11 protein-coding genes are annotated in these 14,923 nt (G+C 64.4%); 2 read left to right on the forward strand and 9 right to left on the reverse strand.

Translation table 11 applies throughout. The annotated features are described in order from the left end of the window. Positions 1 to 4: 4 nt before the first annotated feature. The 7 genes from BT122_RS01090 to BT122_RS01120 form a co-directional block, all read right to left on the reverse strand. Positions 5 to 658, reverse strand: a complete 654-nt coding sequence (locus tag BT122_RS01090; protein WP_072354237.1) for a type II secretion system F family protein — start codon at positions 656 to 658, stop codon at positions 5 to 7. After that, on the reverse strand, positions 658 to 1,599 hold the full coding sequence (locus tag BT122_RS01095; protein WP_072354238.1) for a type II secretion system F family protein: 942 nt from the start codon (positions 1,597 to 1,599) through the stop codon (positions 658 to 660). The genes BT122_RS01090 and BT122_RS01095 overlap by 1 nt, the downstream gene beginning before the upstream one ends. Next, positions 1,578 to 2,903, reverse strand: a complete 1,326-nt coding sequence (locus BT122_RS01100; protein ID WP_059053401.1) for a TadA family conjugal transfer-associated ATPase — start codon at positions 2,901 to 2,903, stop codon at positions 1,578 to 1,580. The genes BT122_RS01095 and BT122_RS01100 overlap by 22 nt, the downstream gene beginning before the upstream one ends. Continuing rightward, on the reverse strand, positions 2,904 to 4,166 hold the full coding sequence (locus tag BT122_RS01105; protein ID WP_072354239.1) for a P-loop NTPase: 1,263 nt from the start codon (positions 4,164 to 4,166) through the stop codon (positions 2,904 to 2,906). Next, on the reverse strand, positions 4,166 to 4,861 hold the full coding sequence (locus BT122_RS01110) for an SAF domain-containing protein (protein ID WP_072354240.1): 696 nt from the start codon (positions 4,859 to 4,861) through the stop codon (positions 4,166 to 4,168). Before BT122_RS01110 ends, BT122_RS01105 begins: the two co-directional genes overlap by 1 nt. Positions 4,862 to 5,219: 358 nt before the next feature. Beyond that, the gene (gene rsgA, locus BT122_RS01115) at positions 5,220 to 6,419 is read right to left on the reverse strand and encodes a ribosome small subunit-dependent GTPase A (protein WP_072354241.1); all 1,200 of its coding nucleotides are present in this window, start codon (positions 6,417 to 6,419) and stop codon (positions 5,220 to 5,222) included. Between the two features lie 6 nt (positions 6,420 to 6,425). After that, positions 6,426 to 9,104 carry a cation-translocating P-type ATPase gene (locus tag BT122_RS01120; protein WP_072354242.1) on the reverse strand — a complete coding sequence of 893 codons (2,679 nt, stop codon included), beginning with the start codon at positions 9,102 to 9,104 and terminating at the stop codon, positions 6,426 to 6,428. Between the two features lie 309 nt (positions 9,105 to 9,413). Between BT122_RS01120 and BT122_RS01125 the strand changes: the two genes are divergently transcribed. Both BT122_RS01125 and pyk read left to right on the forward strand, forming a co-directional pair. Then, positions 9,414 to 10,442, forward strand: a complete 1,029-nt coding sequence (locus BT122_RS01125) for a 2-hydroxyacid dehydrogenase (RefSeq protein WP_072354243.1) — start codon at positions 9,414 to 9,416, stop codon at positions 10,440 to 10,442. 43 nt (positions 10,443 to 10,485) lie between these two features. Beyond that, positions 10,486 to 11,940 carry a pyruvate kinase gene (gene pyk, locus BT122_RS01130; RefSeq protein ID WP_072354244.1) on the forward strand — a complete coding sequence of 485 codons (1,455 nt, stop codon included), beginning with the start codon at positions 10,486 to 10,488 and terminating at the stop codon, positions 11,938 to 11,940. A 100-nt stretch (positions 11,941 to 12,040) separates the two neighbouring features. Here pyk and BT122_RS01135 read toward each other — a convergent pair whose 3' ends face one another. Beyond that, positions 12,041 to 13,375 carry an alpha-amylase family glycosyl hydrolase gene (locus tag BT122_RS01135; protein ID WP_286130278.1) on the reverse strand — a complete coding sequence of 445 codons (1,335 nt, stop codon included), beginning with the start codon at positions 13,373 to 13,375 and terminating at the stop codon, positions 12,041 to 12,043. Between the two features lie 850 nt (positions 13,376 to 14,225). Next, entirely contained in the window at positions 14,226 to 14,900 is a 675-nt protein-coding gene (locus BT122_RS01140; RefSeq protein WP_072354245.1) for a hypothetical protein, read from the reverse strand. Between the last annotated feature and the right edge of the window lie 23 nt (positions 14,901 to 14,923).

Below are 14,923 nucleotides of genomic sequence, written 5' to 3' on the forward strand. Positions count from 1 at the left end.
CCGTCTACCTTCCAAACGAGGCCGCCGAGGCAAGCAGCGGCCCCAGAATCGCGAGAAGCATGGCAGGCACAACCAGGACGCCCAAGGGGACGAGCATCTTGACCGGCGCCTTCTCGATCTCCTCCTCCACCTGCGCCCGCTGCTCGTCGCGGATGGCCTTCGCCTGCACCTCCAGCGCAGACGCGAGCGGCGAGCCAAAGTCGAGCGACTCTCCCACGACCGTGGCAAAGCGCGCCAACGCGTCAACCCCCAGCTCGCAGGCCATCGCCTCGAGCGTCCCCTCCCTGCTTGTGACGCCCATCCTCCAGCTGAGCATGGCCTCCGAGAACGCCTGCGAGAGCTCCGTCTGATAGCGGTCACAGTAGAGCGAGAGCGACGCATCAAACGAGAGGCCTGCGGAGAGTCCCAACGTGAGGACGTCGATCAGCGTGGGCATCTCGCGCAGGCAGGCAGACCTCCTGCGCGCAAGACGTTCTCGCTCCCTCGCCTGGCGTACGGCGGGGATGCCCCGGATCGCCTCTCGCACGCTGGCCGCGCATCTTTCGATGCCCGCGCCCAATGCCGCGCCCTGGACGTGGCCACCACTCCCGCTCACCACCAGCAGCCCCGCCAGGACCGCGCTGGACGCGCTTGCCGCAATGAGTGCGATACCGGCCATCAGAGCACCGCCCTCATGAGGCGCCTGATGACAAGGACCGCAAACGCGTCGAGCGCGGCCGCCACGGCAACGGAGCCAAGCCCAACGGGCGAGAGCAGACCCCGCTGAAAGTCGGGCGAGATGACGGCGAGAAGCGCCACCATGAGAAACGGCAGGCTGCACACGATACGGGCAGAGAGACGCACCTGAGCTGTCTTCACCTCAAGCTCGCGCTCGAACTCTCCCTGCCGCTCGACGAGCGCGGCAGACCGGGCGAGCAGGTCACGCAGCGGGCTTCCCGTGCGATGCGAGATCACGAGCGCCGTGGTGAGAAGTCCCATCCCTGGCGCGTCGAGCGTGCGTGAGAGCGACTCAAGCGCGTCCTCTGTCGATACGCCACAGCGAAGCCCCAGCGAGGCAGATGCAAAGCCCGCAGAGACCGGCCCGTGGCCGTGCGACCCCACGTACTCGATAGCCTGGGCCAGTGTCTGGCCAGCGCCAAGCGCCACGGAGAGCGTCCGGAACACGCCAGGCATCTCCTGCGAAATATCGCGCACACGACGCCGGTCACGCGAAGAGCGCCATGCAGCTAGGGCAATCCTCTCCAGACAGGCAAGAACGAGCGCCGAGACAAGCGAGAGGAAGAGCAGGCCTCCCACGCAGGCAATCCCCACCCCAGCGGCAAGCAGCGCAGCGCACGCTGACTCCCTTCTCAAGCCCGGCCTGCCCTCATGGGGAAGCGCGGCAAGGGCGTCCGACGCCTGTCTCCAGTCCTCGCCTTCGAGAAGCGCAGCCACCATGTCACTTCGCCCCAGGGACTCGAGACGTCTACCTGCCCAGCGCTCGCATGCACGGAGCGTTCGAGACGCCAGGGTCTTGGCGCCACGCTCGCCGCTTGCGATGAGTATCCGCACGGCCGAAAACGCGCAGGCGGCAGCCATCAGCGGAAGGAAGACCTCCATCGTTCCACCTCGCCTTCGTCGAGAATCCCGTCGCACACCGCCTGTGCCACAAACGCCGGCTCGCGAACGAGCTTCCAGGAGCGCTCTGCCACGTCGAACGATACGCACTCGACGAGGTCCACCGACTTTGCCCCTCTCGACCACCCAACCTCATGCGTCGTAGTGATGTAACGCGACCCATCCGGCGCACGCCGCGACATCACGATGAGGTCGAGCGCCGAGGCAATCTGCTCCTCGATGATGTCGGCGGGCAGGTCCATCCCAAAGCGCGCCATGAGCACCAGGCGAAGCACGGCCTCCTCGGCGGTGCCCGCGTGCAGCGTGGTCATCGAGCCGTCGTGTCCGGTCGTCATTGCGGCCAGCATGTCGATGCACTCCTCGCCGCGAACCTCCCCCACCACAATGCGGTCCGGCCGCATGCGCAGCGAGTTCTTGACCAGGTCGCGAATCGTGACCTCGCCGGACCCCTCAATCGAGGCGCCCCTTGCCTCAAGGCTCACCACGTCCGGATGCGCATCAAAGCGCAGCTCGGCGGAGTCCTCTATGGTCACAATCCTTTCGCCGGGGTCAATCTCGCACGAGAGCGCGTTGAGGAGCGTGGTCTTGCCCGACCCGGTGCCTCCGGCTACTGCTATCCCCTTTCGCGTCCTCACAGCCCAGCGCAGCAGCTGCGCGTACCATTCAGGCAGCGAGCCCAGCTCGACCAGCGTGCCCAGCGACGTGATGCGGTTGGAGAATCGCCTGATGGTGACCACCGGCCCGCCTATGGCAACCGGGTCCGCCACGGCGTTCACGCGGTCGCCGTTGGCAAGGCGCGCGTTCACAATGGGGCAGCTCCTGTCGAGCCTTCGCCCAAGGGGTGCCAGAATTCGGTCGATCACGATCATGATCTGCTCGGGTGAGTCAAACACCGCTGGTGCCGAGAAGACCTCGCCCCCACGCTCATAGAAGAGCGCATCGCAGCCGTTGATCATAATCTCAGAGACATCCTCGTCCTCGAGAAGTGGCTGGATGGGGCCAAGACCGCAGATCTCGTCCGTCACCTGGCGCACGAGACGCGCCACGTCCTCGCGCGAAAGGCCCTCGTAGCCCCCAGTGTTTATGATTGCGTTGCACGTCACGGCAAGTGCCGAGCGCGCCTGGGTGGCATCGCCCGCAGAGAGCATCGAGGCAATGGTCGCAAGCCCCAACCGCTCCACCAGGGCGTTCTTGAGGCTCAGCCGCTGCTGGCGAAGGTCGCGTCCCTCCGTTGTGGCAGTCCCTCTCCGCGCTTCCTCCTCGCGGACCATCTCGAGTACAGACACCTAGACCGCCTCCCTCCTGCGCCGGAAAAGGCCCCTGCGCCGCGGGGCAAGCCCCTGGGCAGCGCGCTGTGCAGGCTCGGCCTCTGGGAGCGACCCAAGCTCCCGGAGGAGCTGTGCCAGGCAGGCGGCAACAGACTCCGCAAACGGCGAGCCAACCTCCAATAGGCCTGCCGCATCTCCATATCCCAGGTAGTCAGAAACCTCGTCCCCGCCATCGAGCGCCGTGAACGCACGCGCAGCCTCGAGCCCCACCTCTGCCCTGCCCAGCGCCGGGTCTGTCCTGTCCCGCACGTCCACGCGGTTCTCCAACCGGGCAATGCGCGTGCGCGCAACGCCCAGCCGCACGGCAAGTCCGCTCGTGCGGGCAAGCGCTGCCAGTGATCCGGGCCGGCTGTCATGTACGAGAACCACGCGGTCGCTCTGGCGAACGGCAAGCGCCACCGCCTCAGAGAATGTGGGAGACGTATCGACAAGCACCAGATCGGCATCAAGCGCAAGGGCGCCAAGCAGTACAGACACAATCCCCGAGACAAGCTCGGAGGTTTCCGGACGCTCGCATGGCCCCCACACGCGGATGCGCTCGCCGCACGGAGCACCAAGCCTCCCCAGGTGCTCTGCGTCCCCCAGGTCTTCCGCCGAGAGGCGCGAGAGGTCCGTCCCGCGCGCAAGGCCAAGCATCGCGTAGAGGTTCCCACAGGAGAGGTCCAGGTCAACCACCTCTACTCGCATGCCCCACGAGGCTGCGGCAACCGCAGCGCACGCCACGACGGACGTCTTGCCAACGCCGCCTCTTCCCGAGCAGAACGTAAGAATGGGCGCGCGGGCCCCCTCGGGCGCCAGCGCCGGCCCCGGAGCAGCCGAGGTGCGACCCCCATCGCTGTTCTGCAGGGGCTCCGGAACCGGCGCGGCGTCCATCTCCGCAGACGGCGCAGGGGACACGCCGTCCAGGTCAACGACAAGGTCGATGCCCGCCCTCGCAGCGCGAGACCTCAGCGACCCAGAGGGTGACCTCAGCGCAAGCACGACCTTCTCGGCATGGCCGTCGGACGCAATGGCGGCCGCAAGGTTGACGTCCGAGACACCGCTCTTGGAGAGGCCGATAAGGGCGGACCGCTCGCCGCTGGCGCACTCTGCCATGCGTTCCCGCAGTTCGCTGGCATCCTGGGCAAACTCGCACTCTGCCAGGCCGTCTATCGTCCTGAGCGCCTCGACCATCCCGGCGCGCTCCTCCTTTGGGCACAGCACGCTCCACGCATGTCCCATCACTCGCCCACCTCCTGGTCAACCTTGGTTGGCGCGGCGGGCACGCCCGCCTCAGCGCCCTCGACGTCGCTTGCGGGAAGGCCAAACCGAAGGCTCCCCTCGGTCGACGCCGCCAGGACACTCGAAACGTCCGCCGGAGCAAGCGCAACGGTCATGACCTGCAATCCCGACGCAAGCGTGCGCGACCCCTCGGGCATCGAGAGCACCGTTGCCTCCTTGGCAAGCACCGTTGCTGCGCCATCTGCCACGCGGTAGGCAACGAGCCTGTCACCCGCTACCACACCCTCGCCCACGCCAAGCTTGTCTGCCATGGGAACAGAGACGGCAATCTTTCCTGCCGGCACCTCGACAGCGGCGCCCGTCTCCCTAAAGTTGAGCTGGGTGAGCGGTGTCCCAGAGGCAGCGGCAACCGTGATCTTCTTGCCAATGGCATCGTCCAGGTTCGTAATGGCACCTTCTGGCACCAGGTCAGAGACCCAGTCTCGCTTGGCAACGTCACCCGCCGAAATGACCTGCCCCTCCTCCAACTGGGATGTGGCAACAACCAGGCTCACCACCTCGCCGCCGTAGCGCGTGAGCGTCTCCTGACGGCGCGCCTCCTCCTCCGCACGCACGCTCTCGCCATATGCCAGGCACAGCACAACGGCAAGCAGCGCAAACGCCCCAGAAAGCACGATCTTGAAGCGGCGTGACATGGGCTCCCCCTTTCCCAACCTCCGTTCCTGGCTGAGAAAATTGTCCGGTGGGAGAAGCCCCGAATCGCCATCCTTCCAAGAAAGAGCTGCTGGGAACGAGCGCCTCTCTTGCAAGAAGCTGTCACATTTTGTTGTTATCGCGGGATTTTTGCTATGAGAAATCGCAATTTGCTGTTATTGCCTGGGCATGCCAGAACCGCGCCCGGTACGGCCCCGCAGCCGCATTTGCGCAGCTCAGATGGCATATATTAAAATGTGTAGGAATTGTGTGCGCACCGCGACAGAGTCCATATCAAATATTCGCTGTTCTGCGCGTGCACGCTGCGTCACTCGGCGCCCGCCACGTACAGCCGCCCAGCTAAAGCACAATATCCGGGTCAAGCGTCCGCGCGCTCTCGCGCATCTCGGCAGCCAGCGCCACGTACGCGTCGTAGCGACGCTGAGAGATGCGCCCCTCGGAGAGAAGCTCGCGCACCTGGCATCCCGGCTCGTGCGTGTGCGTGCAGTCGCAGAAGCGGCAGCCACGCGCGGCATCCGCCACCTCGGGAAACACAGCCGCAAGGCCACGCTCGTGACCCACAATCGGAAGGCTCCTCAAACCAGGCTCGTCCACGATTACGCCACCGCCCGGCACAGAGACCATGCGGCGCGCCACCGTCGTGTGCCGGCCAGCGTCATCTGACCCGCGCACGGCACCTGTCTCGAGCACGTCGTGGCCCAACAGGGCGTTGAGCAGCGTGGACTTTCCCGCGCCAGACTCGCCCAGCACAATGGCAACGGTGCCCGCAGGCACAAGCGAGCGCACGGCAGCGGGGCCCCAGGCAACTCCCAGGACCCCCGCGTCTTTCTCGGCACGCTCGGCCTCCGCGCCATCCGCCGAGGAGGTCATGACCAGCCCGCACTCCTCGCCTAGGACGTCACGAACGGCGGCAACGTCCTCTGCCAGCACCGCGCTGGGGGCGCGGTCCGCCTTGGTGAGAACAACGGCGACCCGCGCGCCACAGTCGCGCGCAATCACGGCAGAGCGCGCGATTCTCTCGCACGAGATGGGCGCCGCTCCCAGCTGCTGGACAACGAGCACCACGCTCACGTTTGCGGCAAGGGTCTGCCTCTCGCCGCGCGAGCCTCCCCGCCAGCGGGCAATGTCGCTCTCGCGCGGCAGGATCTGAAGGATAAGGCCCATGTCGTGGCCCGCGGGCACGCGCGCCAGAACCCAGTCGCCTACGGCCACGCGCGAGTCCCCACCCTTGGTGAGGTGCGCCGAGAACTCCGCGCGGAAGAGCGCATCTGCCGTCACCACGGCAGGAAAGCCGCGGTCCAGCCGCACCACGCAGCCAAGCGCCATCTCGTCCACGCTGCAGCCCAGAGCCCGCGCGGCCTGCGCTGCCGCCTCGCCAAAGGTGCTCCGCTGGCGCTCGGATGGCGTGAGCTCGGAAAAGCGAGGCAGGTCCGCGAGAGAAGAAAGGGCCGGCAGGCCCTGCTGGGACCTGCCGGCACTCGAGACACTACGCTTGCGCGAACCCTTCTGGGAACTCTTCTTTGGTGCGCGCTTGCCCATGAACGACTAGTTCCTGCCCTTCTCGACCGCACGCATGATGGCCTTGTAGATCTCCACCAGCGGGATGATAGCTGCGGCGAGCAGCATAGCGATGCCGTACTCGAACGCGTTGATCTCGGCGAAGTCGAATGCCTGGGCGAGCGGGGTCTCGATGACCACAAAGGTGAGGACGAGCGAGCCCGCGAACGCGAACCACAGCCACTTGTTCTGAGTGGGCAGCTTGAAGACGGACTGACGACGGCTGCGCATGTTGAACGAGTGGAACATCTCGACCATCGAGAGCGTGAGGAAGGCCATGGTCATGCCGTCGAGGCCCTTGTCGGCACCAGACAGCACGGACGACAGGGGCACGCCCTCGATGTTGAGGCCAATGAAGTACGAGATGAGCGTCAGCGTGCCAATGAAGGCACCCTGGATCAGGCAGTCGAGGCCCATGCCGTTGGCAAAGATGCCGTCGTCGGCGTTGCGGGGCTCGCGCTTCATGATGCCCGGCTCGGCCTCCTCCATGGCCATGGCAAGCGCGGGGAAGCAGTCTGTGATGAGGTTGAGCCACAGGAGGTGCGTAGGCTCAAGAATCGTAAAGCCAATGAGCGACGCCACGAAGACCGCGATGACCTCGGCGAGGTTGGACGAGAGCAGGAAGGCGATGGACTTCCTGATGTTGTCGTAGATGCGACGGCCCTCTTCGCAGGCGTTGATGATGGTCGCGAAGTTGTCGTCGGCAAGCACCATGTCGGCAACGTTCTTGGTGACGTCGGTGCCGGTGATGCCCATGCCCACGCCGATGTCGGCGCGCTTGATGGACGGGGCGTCATTCACGCCGTCGCCGGTCATGGCAACGACCTTGCCCAGCTTCTTCCAGGTGTCGACGATGCGGGTCTTGTGCTCGGGCTGGACGCGGGCGTACACGCCGTACTTGGAGATGTTCTTCGCGAACTCCTCGTCGGACATGCGGTCAAGCTCGGCGCCGGTGATGGCCTGCGAGCGGTCGACGATGATGCCCAGCTCCTTAGCGATGGCCACGGCGGTGTCGATGTGGTCGCCGGTGATCATGACAACACGCATGCCGGCGGAGTGCGCCTCGGCCACGGCCTGCTTGACCTCAGGACGAACCGGGTCGATCATGCCGCACAGACCCAGGAAGGTCATGTCGTGCTCAAGCGCCTCGGGCGAGAAGTCCGTGGGGGCCGTCTTGCCGTAGTTCACGCGGGCAGCGGCCATCACGCGAAGCGCGTCGTCGGCCATGGCCTTGTTGGCCTCCATGATGCGCTGGCGCCACTCGTCGGTCATGGGCACGTCGCCGTTGGCGGTGTGGACCATGGTGCAGCGGGCGAGAATGACGTCGGGGCCGCCCTTGGTGTGCTGGATGTAGTTGCCGTCAGGCGCCTTGTTGACCACGGACATCATCTTGCGTCCGGAGTCGAAGGGCGCCTCGCCCACGCGGGGGTTGGCGGAGTCGAGGTCACCCGAGGTGAAGCCGAGCTTTGCGGCATCGGCCACGAGCGCAGCCTCGGTGGGCTCGCCCACGGCGGTCTCGTGCGCGGAGTCCCACTTGGCGTCGGAGCACAGCGCCATGCAACGCACGAGGCGATCCTGGTCCTCGGTGAAGTGGCGCACGACGGTCATCTTGTTCTGGGTGAGGGTGCCCGTCTTGTCCGAGCAGATGACCTGCGTGCAGCCCAGGGTCTCGACGGCGGAGAGCTTGCGGATGATGGCGTTGTGCTCGCTCATCTTGGTGACGCCAATGGAGAGCACGATGGTCACAACGGCAGCTAGGCCCTCGGGGATGGCAGCGACGGCAAGCGACACGGCAACCATGAACGTGTTGAGCACGAGCGTCATGTTGTCGAAGAAGCCCATGCCGTGCTTGAGCCAGGTGACCACAAAGACCAGGGCGCAGATCACGATGCAGATGATGGAGAGAATCTTGGAGAGCTCGTCGAGCTTCTTCTGGAGCGGCGTCTCCTCGTCCTCGGCACGCGTGAGGGCGTCGGCAATCTTGCCCATCTCGGTGTCCATGCCCGTGGCAACAACCACGGCGCGGCCACGGCCGTATACCACGGTGGAGCCCATGTAGCACATGTTCTTACGGTCGCCGAGAGGGACATCCTTGCCCTCCTCGAGCACGTCGAGGACCGTGGCGATCTTGTTGACCGGCACGGACTCGCCCGTGAGAGCGGCCTCCTCGATCTTCATGGACGCGCTCTCGATGATGCGGCAGTCGGCGGGGACGGAGTCGCCGGCCTCAAGGATCACGAGGTCGCCAACGACAAGCTCCGAGGACGGCACGGTAACCACCTTGCCGCCACGCACGACCTTGCTCTGTGCGGCAGACATCTCCTGGAGCGCAGCCAGGGCCTCCTCGGCCTTGGACTCCTGCACCACGCCGAGAACCGCGTTCACCACAACCACGAAGCAGATGATGATCACGTCGGCGAAGTCCGCCTCGCCCTGAGCCATGCTTGTAAGGGCCGAGATGACCGCAGCCACGATGAGCATGATGATCATCGGGTCTGCCATCTGGGCAAAGAAGCGCTTCCAGAGCGGGTCCTTCTTAGCTTCCTTGAGCTTGTTGGGACCGTTCTTCTCGAGGCGTGCAGCCGCCTCATCTGCGGCGAGGCCGTAGGTGTCGTCTGATGCAACATCCTTGATGACTTGCGCAGACTCCTGCAGGTACTCCTTCAATTCTCCTCCTGGGGTCACGGGCGCCCAGCAGATTGATGCCCGATCATAATTCCCCAGGAGGGGCAAGGGCTCACCAAGGCTGCCATGCCGGACGCATGGTTGATACTGGTCCATTTTACCCGATGAGAGGCGAAACAGTCCTTTATGGACGAAGCGACCATTTCTCGTGAGAGCCCTCTCTCGTATCTCATTCGTAAGGACTTATGCGGGTATGCCCCACGGCACTTGTCCCATGCGGTAAACTTTCGCTAAGTCAGCACGTGAACGCGTGCGAGATTGATTCCACAGGGTCTCGAGGAAAGGGCAACGATGAAGATTCTGTTCTATGGTACCGCCAGCTATGACAAGGATTCTTTCACCAAGGAGCTCAAGGACTACCCGGACGTCAAGATCGACTTCACCGAGACCAACCTCACCCCCATGACCGCACCCCTTGCCCGCGGGTATGATGCGGTCTGCGCCTTCGTGAACGCGGACTGCGGCGCCATGACCCTCGAGATCCTCTCCGGCTTTGGCGTGAAGCTCGTCCTCATGCGCTGCGCCGGCTTTGACGCCGTGAACGTCGAGGTTGCCAAGGACCTTGGCATGAAGGTCACCCGTGTCCCCGCCTATTCGCCTGAGGCCATCGCCGAGCACGCCATGGGCCTCGCCCTCTGCGCCAACCGCCGCATCCACAAGGGCTACATCCGCGTCCGCGAGAACAACTTCGACCTCACCGGCCTTGTTGGCGTGACCCTGCACGGCAAGACCGCCGGCATCATTGGCACCGGCCGCATTGGCGCTGCCCTCTGCCGCATCTGCAAGGGCTTTGGCATGTACGTCATCGGCGCCGACCTCTACCCCAACCAGAAGCTCATCGACGAGGAGCATGTGGTTGACGAGTACGTCGACATCAAGGACGGCAAGGTGGACTACGACTCGCTCTACAGCCGCGCCGACCTCATCTCGCTGCACGCCTTCCTCAACGAGGAGAGCTACCACATGATCAACGACGACTCCATCTCCAAGATGAAGGATGGCGTCATCTTTGTGAACACCGCCCGTGGCGCCCTGGTCGACTCCAACGCGCTCATCCGCGGCATCCGCGCCGGCAAGATTGGCGCCGCAGGCCTCGACGTCTACGAGGAGGAGAACGCCAACGTCTACCAGGACCGCGAGGACGAGATTCTCGGCAGCTCCATCACCGCGCGCTTCTGCTCCTTCCCCAACGTAGTCATGACTTCTCACCAGGCGTTCTTCACCAAGGAGGCCCTTGGCGAGATTGCCCGCGTGACGCTCGACAACGCGCAGGCATTCGCTCACGGCACGGACTTCGTGCCCAGGAGCGTTGTCTGCTAACCATAGAGACATCGCACCGAAGAGGACAGGCAAAAGGAGAAAAATGGCATTTAGCAAGAAGACCAAGATCGTGTGCACCATGGGCCCCGCCACCGAGAGCGACGACGTCCTGCGCGCGCTCATCGAGAACGGCATGAACGTCGCCCGCTTCAACTTCTCTCACGGCAGCCATGACTACCACCGTCAGATGATCGAGCGCGTCCGCCGCATCTCGGCCGAGCTCAGCATCCCCGTGGCAATCATGCTCGACACCAAGGGCCCCGAGGTTCGCACCGGTCTTCTCGAGGATGGCAAGAAGGTCACCGTCAACACTGGCGACGCCATCGTGGTTACCGCCCAGCCCACCAGCGAGGACTTCCACGGCAACGCCGGCCACATCTCCCTCGACTACCTCAACCTCCCCAACGAGGTCGAGAAGGGCTCCATCATCCTCATCGACGATGGCCTTGTCGGCCTTGAGGTCGATCACGTGGAGGGCTCCGACATCCACTGCGTGGTCACCAACGGCGGTGAGATTGGCGAGAAGAAGGGCGTCAACGTTCCCAACGTGAACATTGGCCTGCCCTCCGTCACCGACCAGGACCGTGCGGACATCATGTTTGGCTGCGAGCTGGGCATTGACGCCATCGCTGCGTCCTTCATCCGCGACGGCGCCGCCGTCAAGCAGATTCGCGAGATCTGCGTCGAGATGGGCGCACCGCACGTCCAGATCTTCCCCAAGATCGAGAGCGCCCTGGGCGTCAAGAACTTCGACGAGATTCTCGAGGCCTCCGACGGCATCATGGTTGCCCGCGGCGACCTGGGCGTTGAGGTTCCTGCGGCTGAGGTGCCCCACATCCAGAAGACCATCATCCGCAAGTGCAACAACGCGTACAAGCCGGTCATCACCGCTACGCAGATGCTCGACTCGATGATTCGCAACCCGCGCCCCACGCGCGCAGAGGTCACCGACGTCGCCAACGCCATCTATGACGGCACCGACTGCGTCATGCTCTCGGGCGAGACCGCTGCCGGCAAGTACCCCGTGGCGGCTGTGCGCACCATGGCCGAGGTTGCCAAGGAGACCGAGCGCTACCTCGAGGAGCGCAAGGTCTACCACGACCGCGGCGGCGTTCGCAACGTGAACGGCGCGACGGGCTTTGCCGCCGTCGAGATGGCCGACCGCGTTGACGCTACGTGCATCCTGTGCCCCACGCACTCCGGCCGCACCGCACGCATCGTGTCCAACTTCCGTCCCCGCATCCCGCTCTACGCCATGAGCCCGAGCGAGGAGGCCATCCGTCGCACCTGCTTCTACTGGGGCGTCTATGGCTTCAAGACGACCGAGCAGGGCTCGCTTTCCAACACGCTCTACAACGCCCTCACGGTTGCCAAGGAGAACGAGCTCGTGAAGTCCGGCGACATCGTGGTTATCACCGCCGGCGACCCGCAGACCTCCCCGCGCCAGGGTGACTACACCACCAGCACCAACATGGCCATGGTGGCGCAGGTCCAGTAGGGTTTGGGCTTTGTTTTCTCGCAGGCCGCATGCCGCCTCGGGCTTCTCGCCCGGGGCGGTTTTTTCTTTGGGCGCGAGAGGGACGGGGCGTCGGCAGCCGCTAGCGCTCGCAGAGCCACCAGTACGCCGAGAAGGGCGCCAGATCGGAGCCGCCGCCAAAGTCGTGCGGCTCGCCGGTGATGAGGTCCACGGCGCGGCCGCATCCCGCATCGAAGTGCGCCACGGCAGGCTCGGCCGACGCGTTTATCGCCACAATGACCCGCTCGTCGCCGTGACAGCGCTGGAAGACCAGCTGCTGCGGCTGGCACTGCAGCTCGTGGTAGTCGCCACAGACAATGGCGTCGCTCTTCTCGCGCGCGTGCGCCAGCGTGGCCACCCAGTCCGTGAGGTCGTTCCACTCCGGCGCGTCGAGCGCGGGGCGCAGCTCGTAGTCGCCGTAGTGCTGCTCGCCCTCGATACCCCACTCACTGCCGTAGTAGACGCAGGGCACGCCGCACATGGCAAACAGCAGCCCGTAGAGCGGCTTGAGCTGGCGCTTGTCGTCCAACTTGGTCGCAATGCGTGGCACGTCGTGGTTGTCGACAAAGTCGAGCAGGTGCTTGCCCGTGTAGAGGTCCCAGGGCTGAGAGCCGCTCTGGCGCTCCAGCGCGTAGGCCACCTCGTGCATGTTCGCGCTGTTGAAGCTCGACCAGAGGCCCTTGTAGGCCTCGTAGTTGGTCACCGAGTCACACAGGCCGTCGCCCATCCACTGGTTGTAGTCGCCAAACATGGTCTCGCCAACCAGCACGAACTTCTCGCCACGCTCCTGCGAGATGCCGTCGGCAATCTGGCGCAGGTAGCCCAGGTAGCCACGGTCAAGGCAGTAGGCCACGTCCAATCGCAGGCCGTCAATGTCAAAGTCGCGCACCCAGCCGCGGATGACGTCGGCCAGGTAGTCGTTGAGCTCGAAGTTGCCGTGGTTGAGCTTCACGAGCATGGAGACGCCCGCCCAGGTCTCGTAGCCAAAGCCGTCGTTGAACTCGCTGTTGCCGTTCCAGTCGATGTTGAACCAGCCGGCGTAGCGGCTCTGCTGACCCTTCTCGCGCACGTCGCGGAAGGCAAAGAACTCGCGACCAACGTGGTTAAAGACGCCGTCGAGAAGCACGCGGATGCCCGCCTTGTGGCACGCGTCCACAACAAAGCGCAGGTCGTCGTTGGTGCCCAGGCGGCAGTCAACGGTCGTGTAGTCCGTGGTGTCATACCCGTGTGTGAGGCTCTGAAAGACGGGGTTGAGCATGAGGCAGGTGGCCCCAAGGCGCTTCATGTGGTCGACCCAGCCGTCATCGACGAGCTTGCGCAGGCGGGGCACAGTGACCCCGTCGTTCTCGTGCGGCGCGCCGCACAGTCCCAGCGGATAGACCTGATAGACAAAGGATGGCTCGTACCAGCTCATCATTGCTCCTCTCGTCGTGGGCGAGACGCCCGTGCGGACGGCGTCCAGGGGGCGCCGTGCCAGCCACTTAACCATACGCGATAAACGTTGTGCAAACGTGAACGGATTTGTACGGGGTGTGCGAGAAGTGAGTAGCCGCCAGGGCTGCTTGACCTCAGAGGTTTCTCGCCCCCTTCCTTCTGCAAACCTGCAACTTAATAGCAGTCTCGCGTGGAAGCTCCCGAGAAGAACCGCAGGTAGATGGCTTGCAGCTCTCGCCGGCACTGCAATTAAGCCGCAGGTTTCTCTGTTGGTCGAAGTTGGGGCAAGGGCTGGTTGCGAATCCCTTGTTGCGGCATCCAGCCAACGTCGGCATCCAGCCGAGAACTGTATCCAGTCAACGTCGGCATCCAGCCGAAATCTGGATTGAGCCGAGATTATTGCGCGTTTTTCCGGATATTCTTCACGCTCAACTGGCCAAATGTGATTCTGGCGAGAAATAACGTTCAATAACTGAGGAGCCTTGGAGAGAGCCTTGAGGGAACCTCGGAGAAACCCGAAGAGAAGACCGCGGAAAAGCCTCGGAGAATCCTGAGGAACGCCTTGGCTAACCGGCCACCGATACAGATGAGACAAAGGGAAACTCCCTTTGTCTCATGCGAATGGCCGCGGTCTAGGGCCGCGGCCACCGGGAAGGGGTCCCTCGAAGACCGAGGGACGGGAGAGACGGCCGGGTGTTCGGGGGGACCCAGCCGTTCCTTTCCTATGGTGGTCTCCACGGGTTGCGGAACGGTGAACCACGAGTAACAACGGGTGCAAGATTGGCAACGTAACACGTAACGCCGCAGGCAGAGGGGCAAGCAGAAGCCCCGCGTTACGAGACCTGTCCGAGAAGCCCGGCCACAATCGTCTCGTTGGCCTCCTCAGACGCCGCCGAGAAGAACTCCGGCGTGAGCAGGTCGTAGGTGGGGACGCTTCGAATGAGGCCTTCGTGGTTCTCGTCCACAATGCGCCCCGCCACGGCAACAGCCTCGCGCACGTCCGCCTCGATCACGGGGTACTGCGGGTACGCGGCACAGGCGGCAATGAGCTCAGGCGTCACGCACGGGCGCAGCGATATATCAAAGGTTCTACCAAAGAGCGCAAAGTCGAGCTGCTTGCGCTTGCGGGTGACGTCACCAGCCTTCACGCCAATAGAGGCGATGTACGCCCGCGTGCGCGTGTTGTACACAGAGTCGCACACAAGGTGCGCCCACGCGCCCAGCACCAGGTCATGCAGGGAGCCGCCGTCCTCCGCGTCGCAACCCACAACAAAGCGATCCCAGAACGCCTGGTAGTTTGGCGAAGGAATGGCACCTCCGTCGGCAAAGTGCGTCTCGCGGTAGTCGCGCAGGTGCGCGACGGGCACCGGCACCATGTAGCCCACATAGATGTCGGGCAGAAAGTTGCCAAACAGGAAGGCGTTCACATCGCGCACGCCCAGCCGAGCGGCCCCCTCCTCGCGAAGGAGCCGCTCGACGTGGGCGGTATGTATGTTCCAGCTAGGCACGTGCGTGCGTCCTTGCGGCGAGC

Source organism: Olsenella sp. kh2p3 (genome assembly GCA_900119625.1).
Taxonomy (GTDB): domain Bacteria; phylum Actinomycetota; class Coriobacteriia; order Coriobacteriales; family Atopobiaceae; genus Tractidigestivibacter.

Coding starts and splice junctions, on each gene's coding strand:
- pyk (WP_072354244.1), top strand. CDS start 10,486: ATGGCATTTAGCAAGAAGACCAAGATCGTGTGCACCATGGGCCCCGCC.
- BT122_RS01135 (WP_286130278.1), bottom strand. CDS start 13,375: ATGATGAGCTGGTACGAGCCATCCTTTGTCTATCAGGTCTATCCGCTG.
- BT122_RS01090 (WP_072354237.1), bottom strand. CDS start 658: ATGGCCGGTATCGCACTCATTGCGGCAAGCGCGTCCAGCGCGGTCCTG.
- BT122_RS01110 (WP_072354240.1), bottom strand. CDS start 4,861: ATGTCACGCCGCTTCAAGATCGTGCTTTCTGGGGCGTTTGCGCTGCTT.
- rsgA (WP_072354241.1), bottom strand. CDS start 6,419: ATGGGCAAGCGCGCACCAAAGAAGAGTTCCCAGAAGGGTTCGCGCAAG.
- BT122_RS01105 (WP_072354239.1), bottom strand. CDS start 4,166: ATGGGACATGCGTGGAGCGTGCTGTGCCCAAAGGAGGAGCGCGCCGGG.
- BT122_RS01095 (WP_072354238.1), bottom strand. CDS start 1,599: ATGGAGGTCTTCCTTCCGCTGATGGCTGCCGCCTGCGCGTTTTCGGCC.
- BT122_RS01125 (WP_072354243.1), top strand. CDS start 9,414: ATGAAGATTCTGTTCTATGGTACCGCCAGCTATGACAAGGATTCTTTC.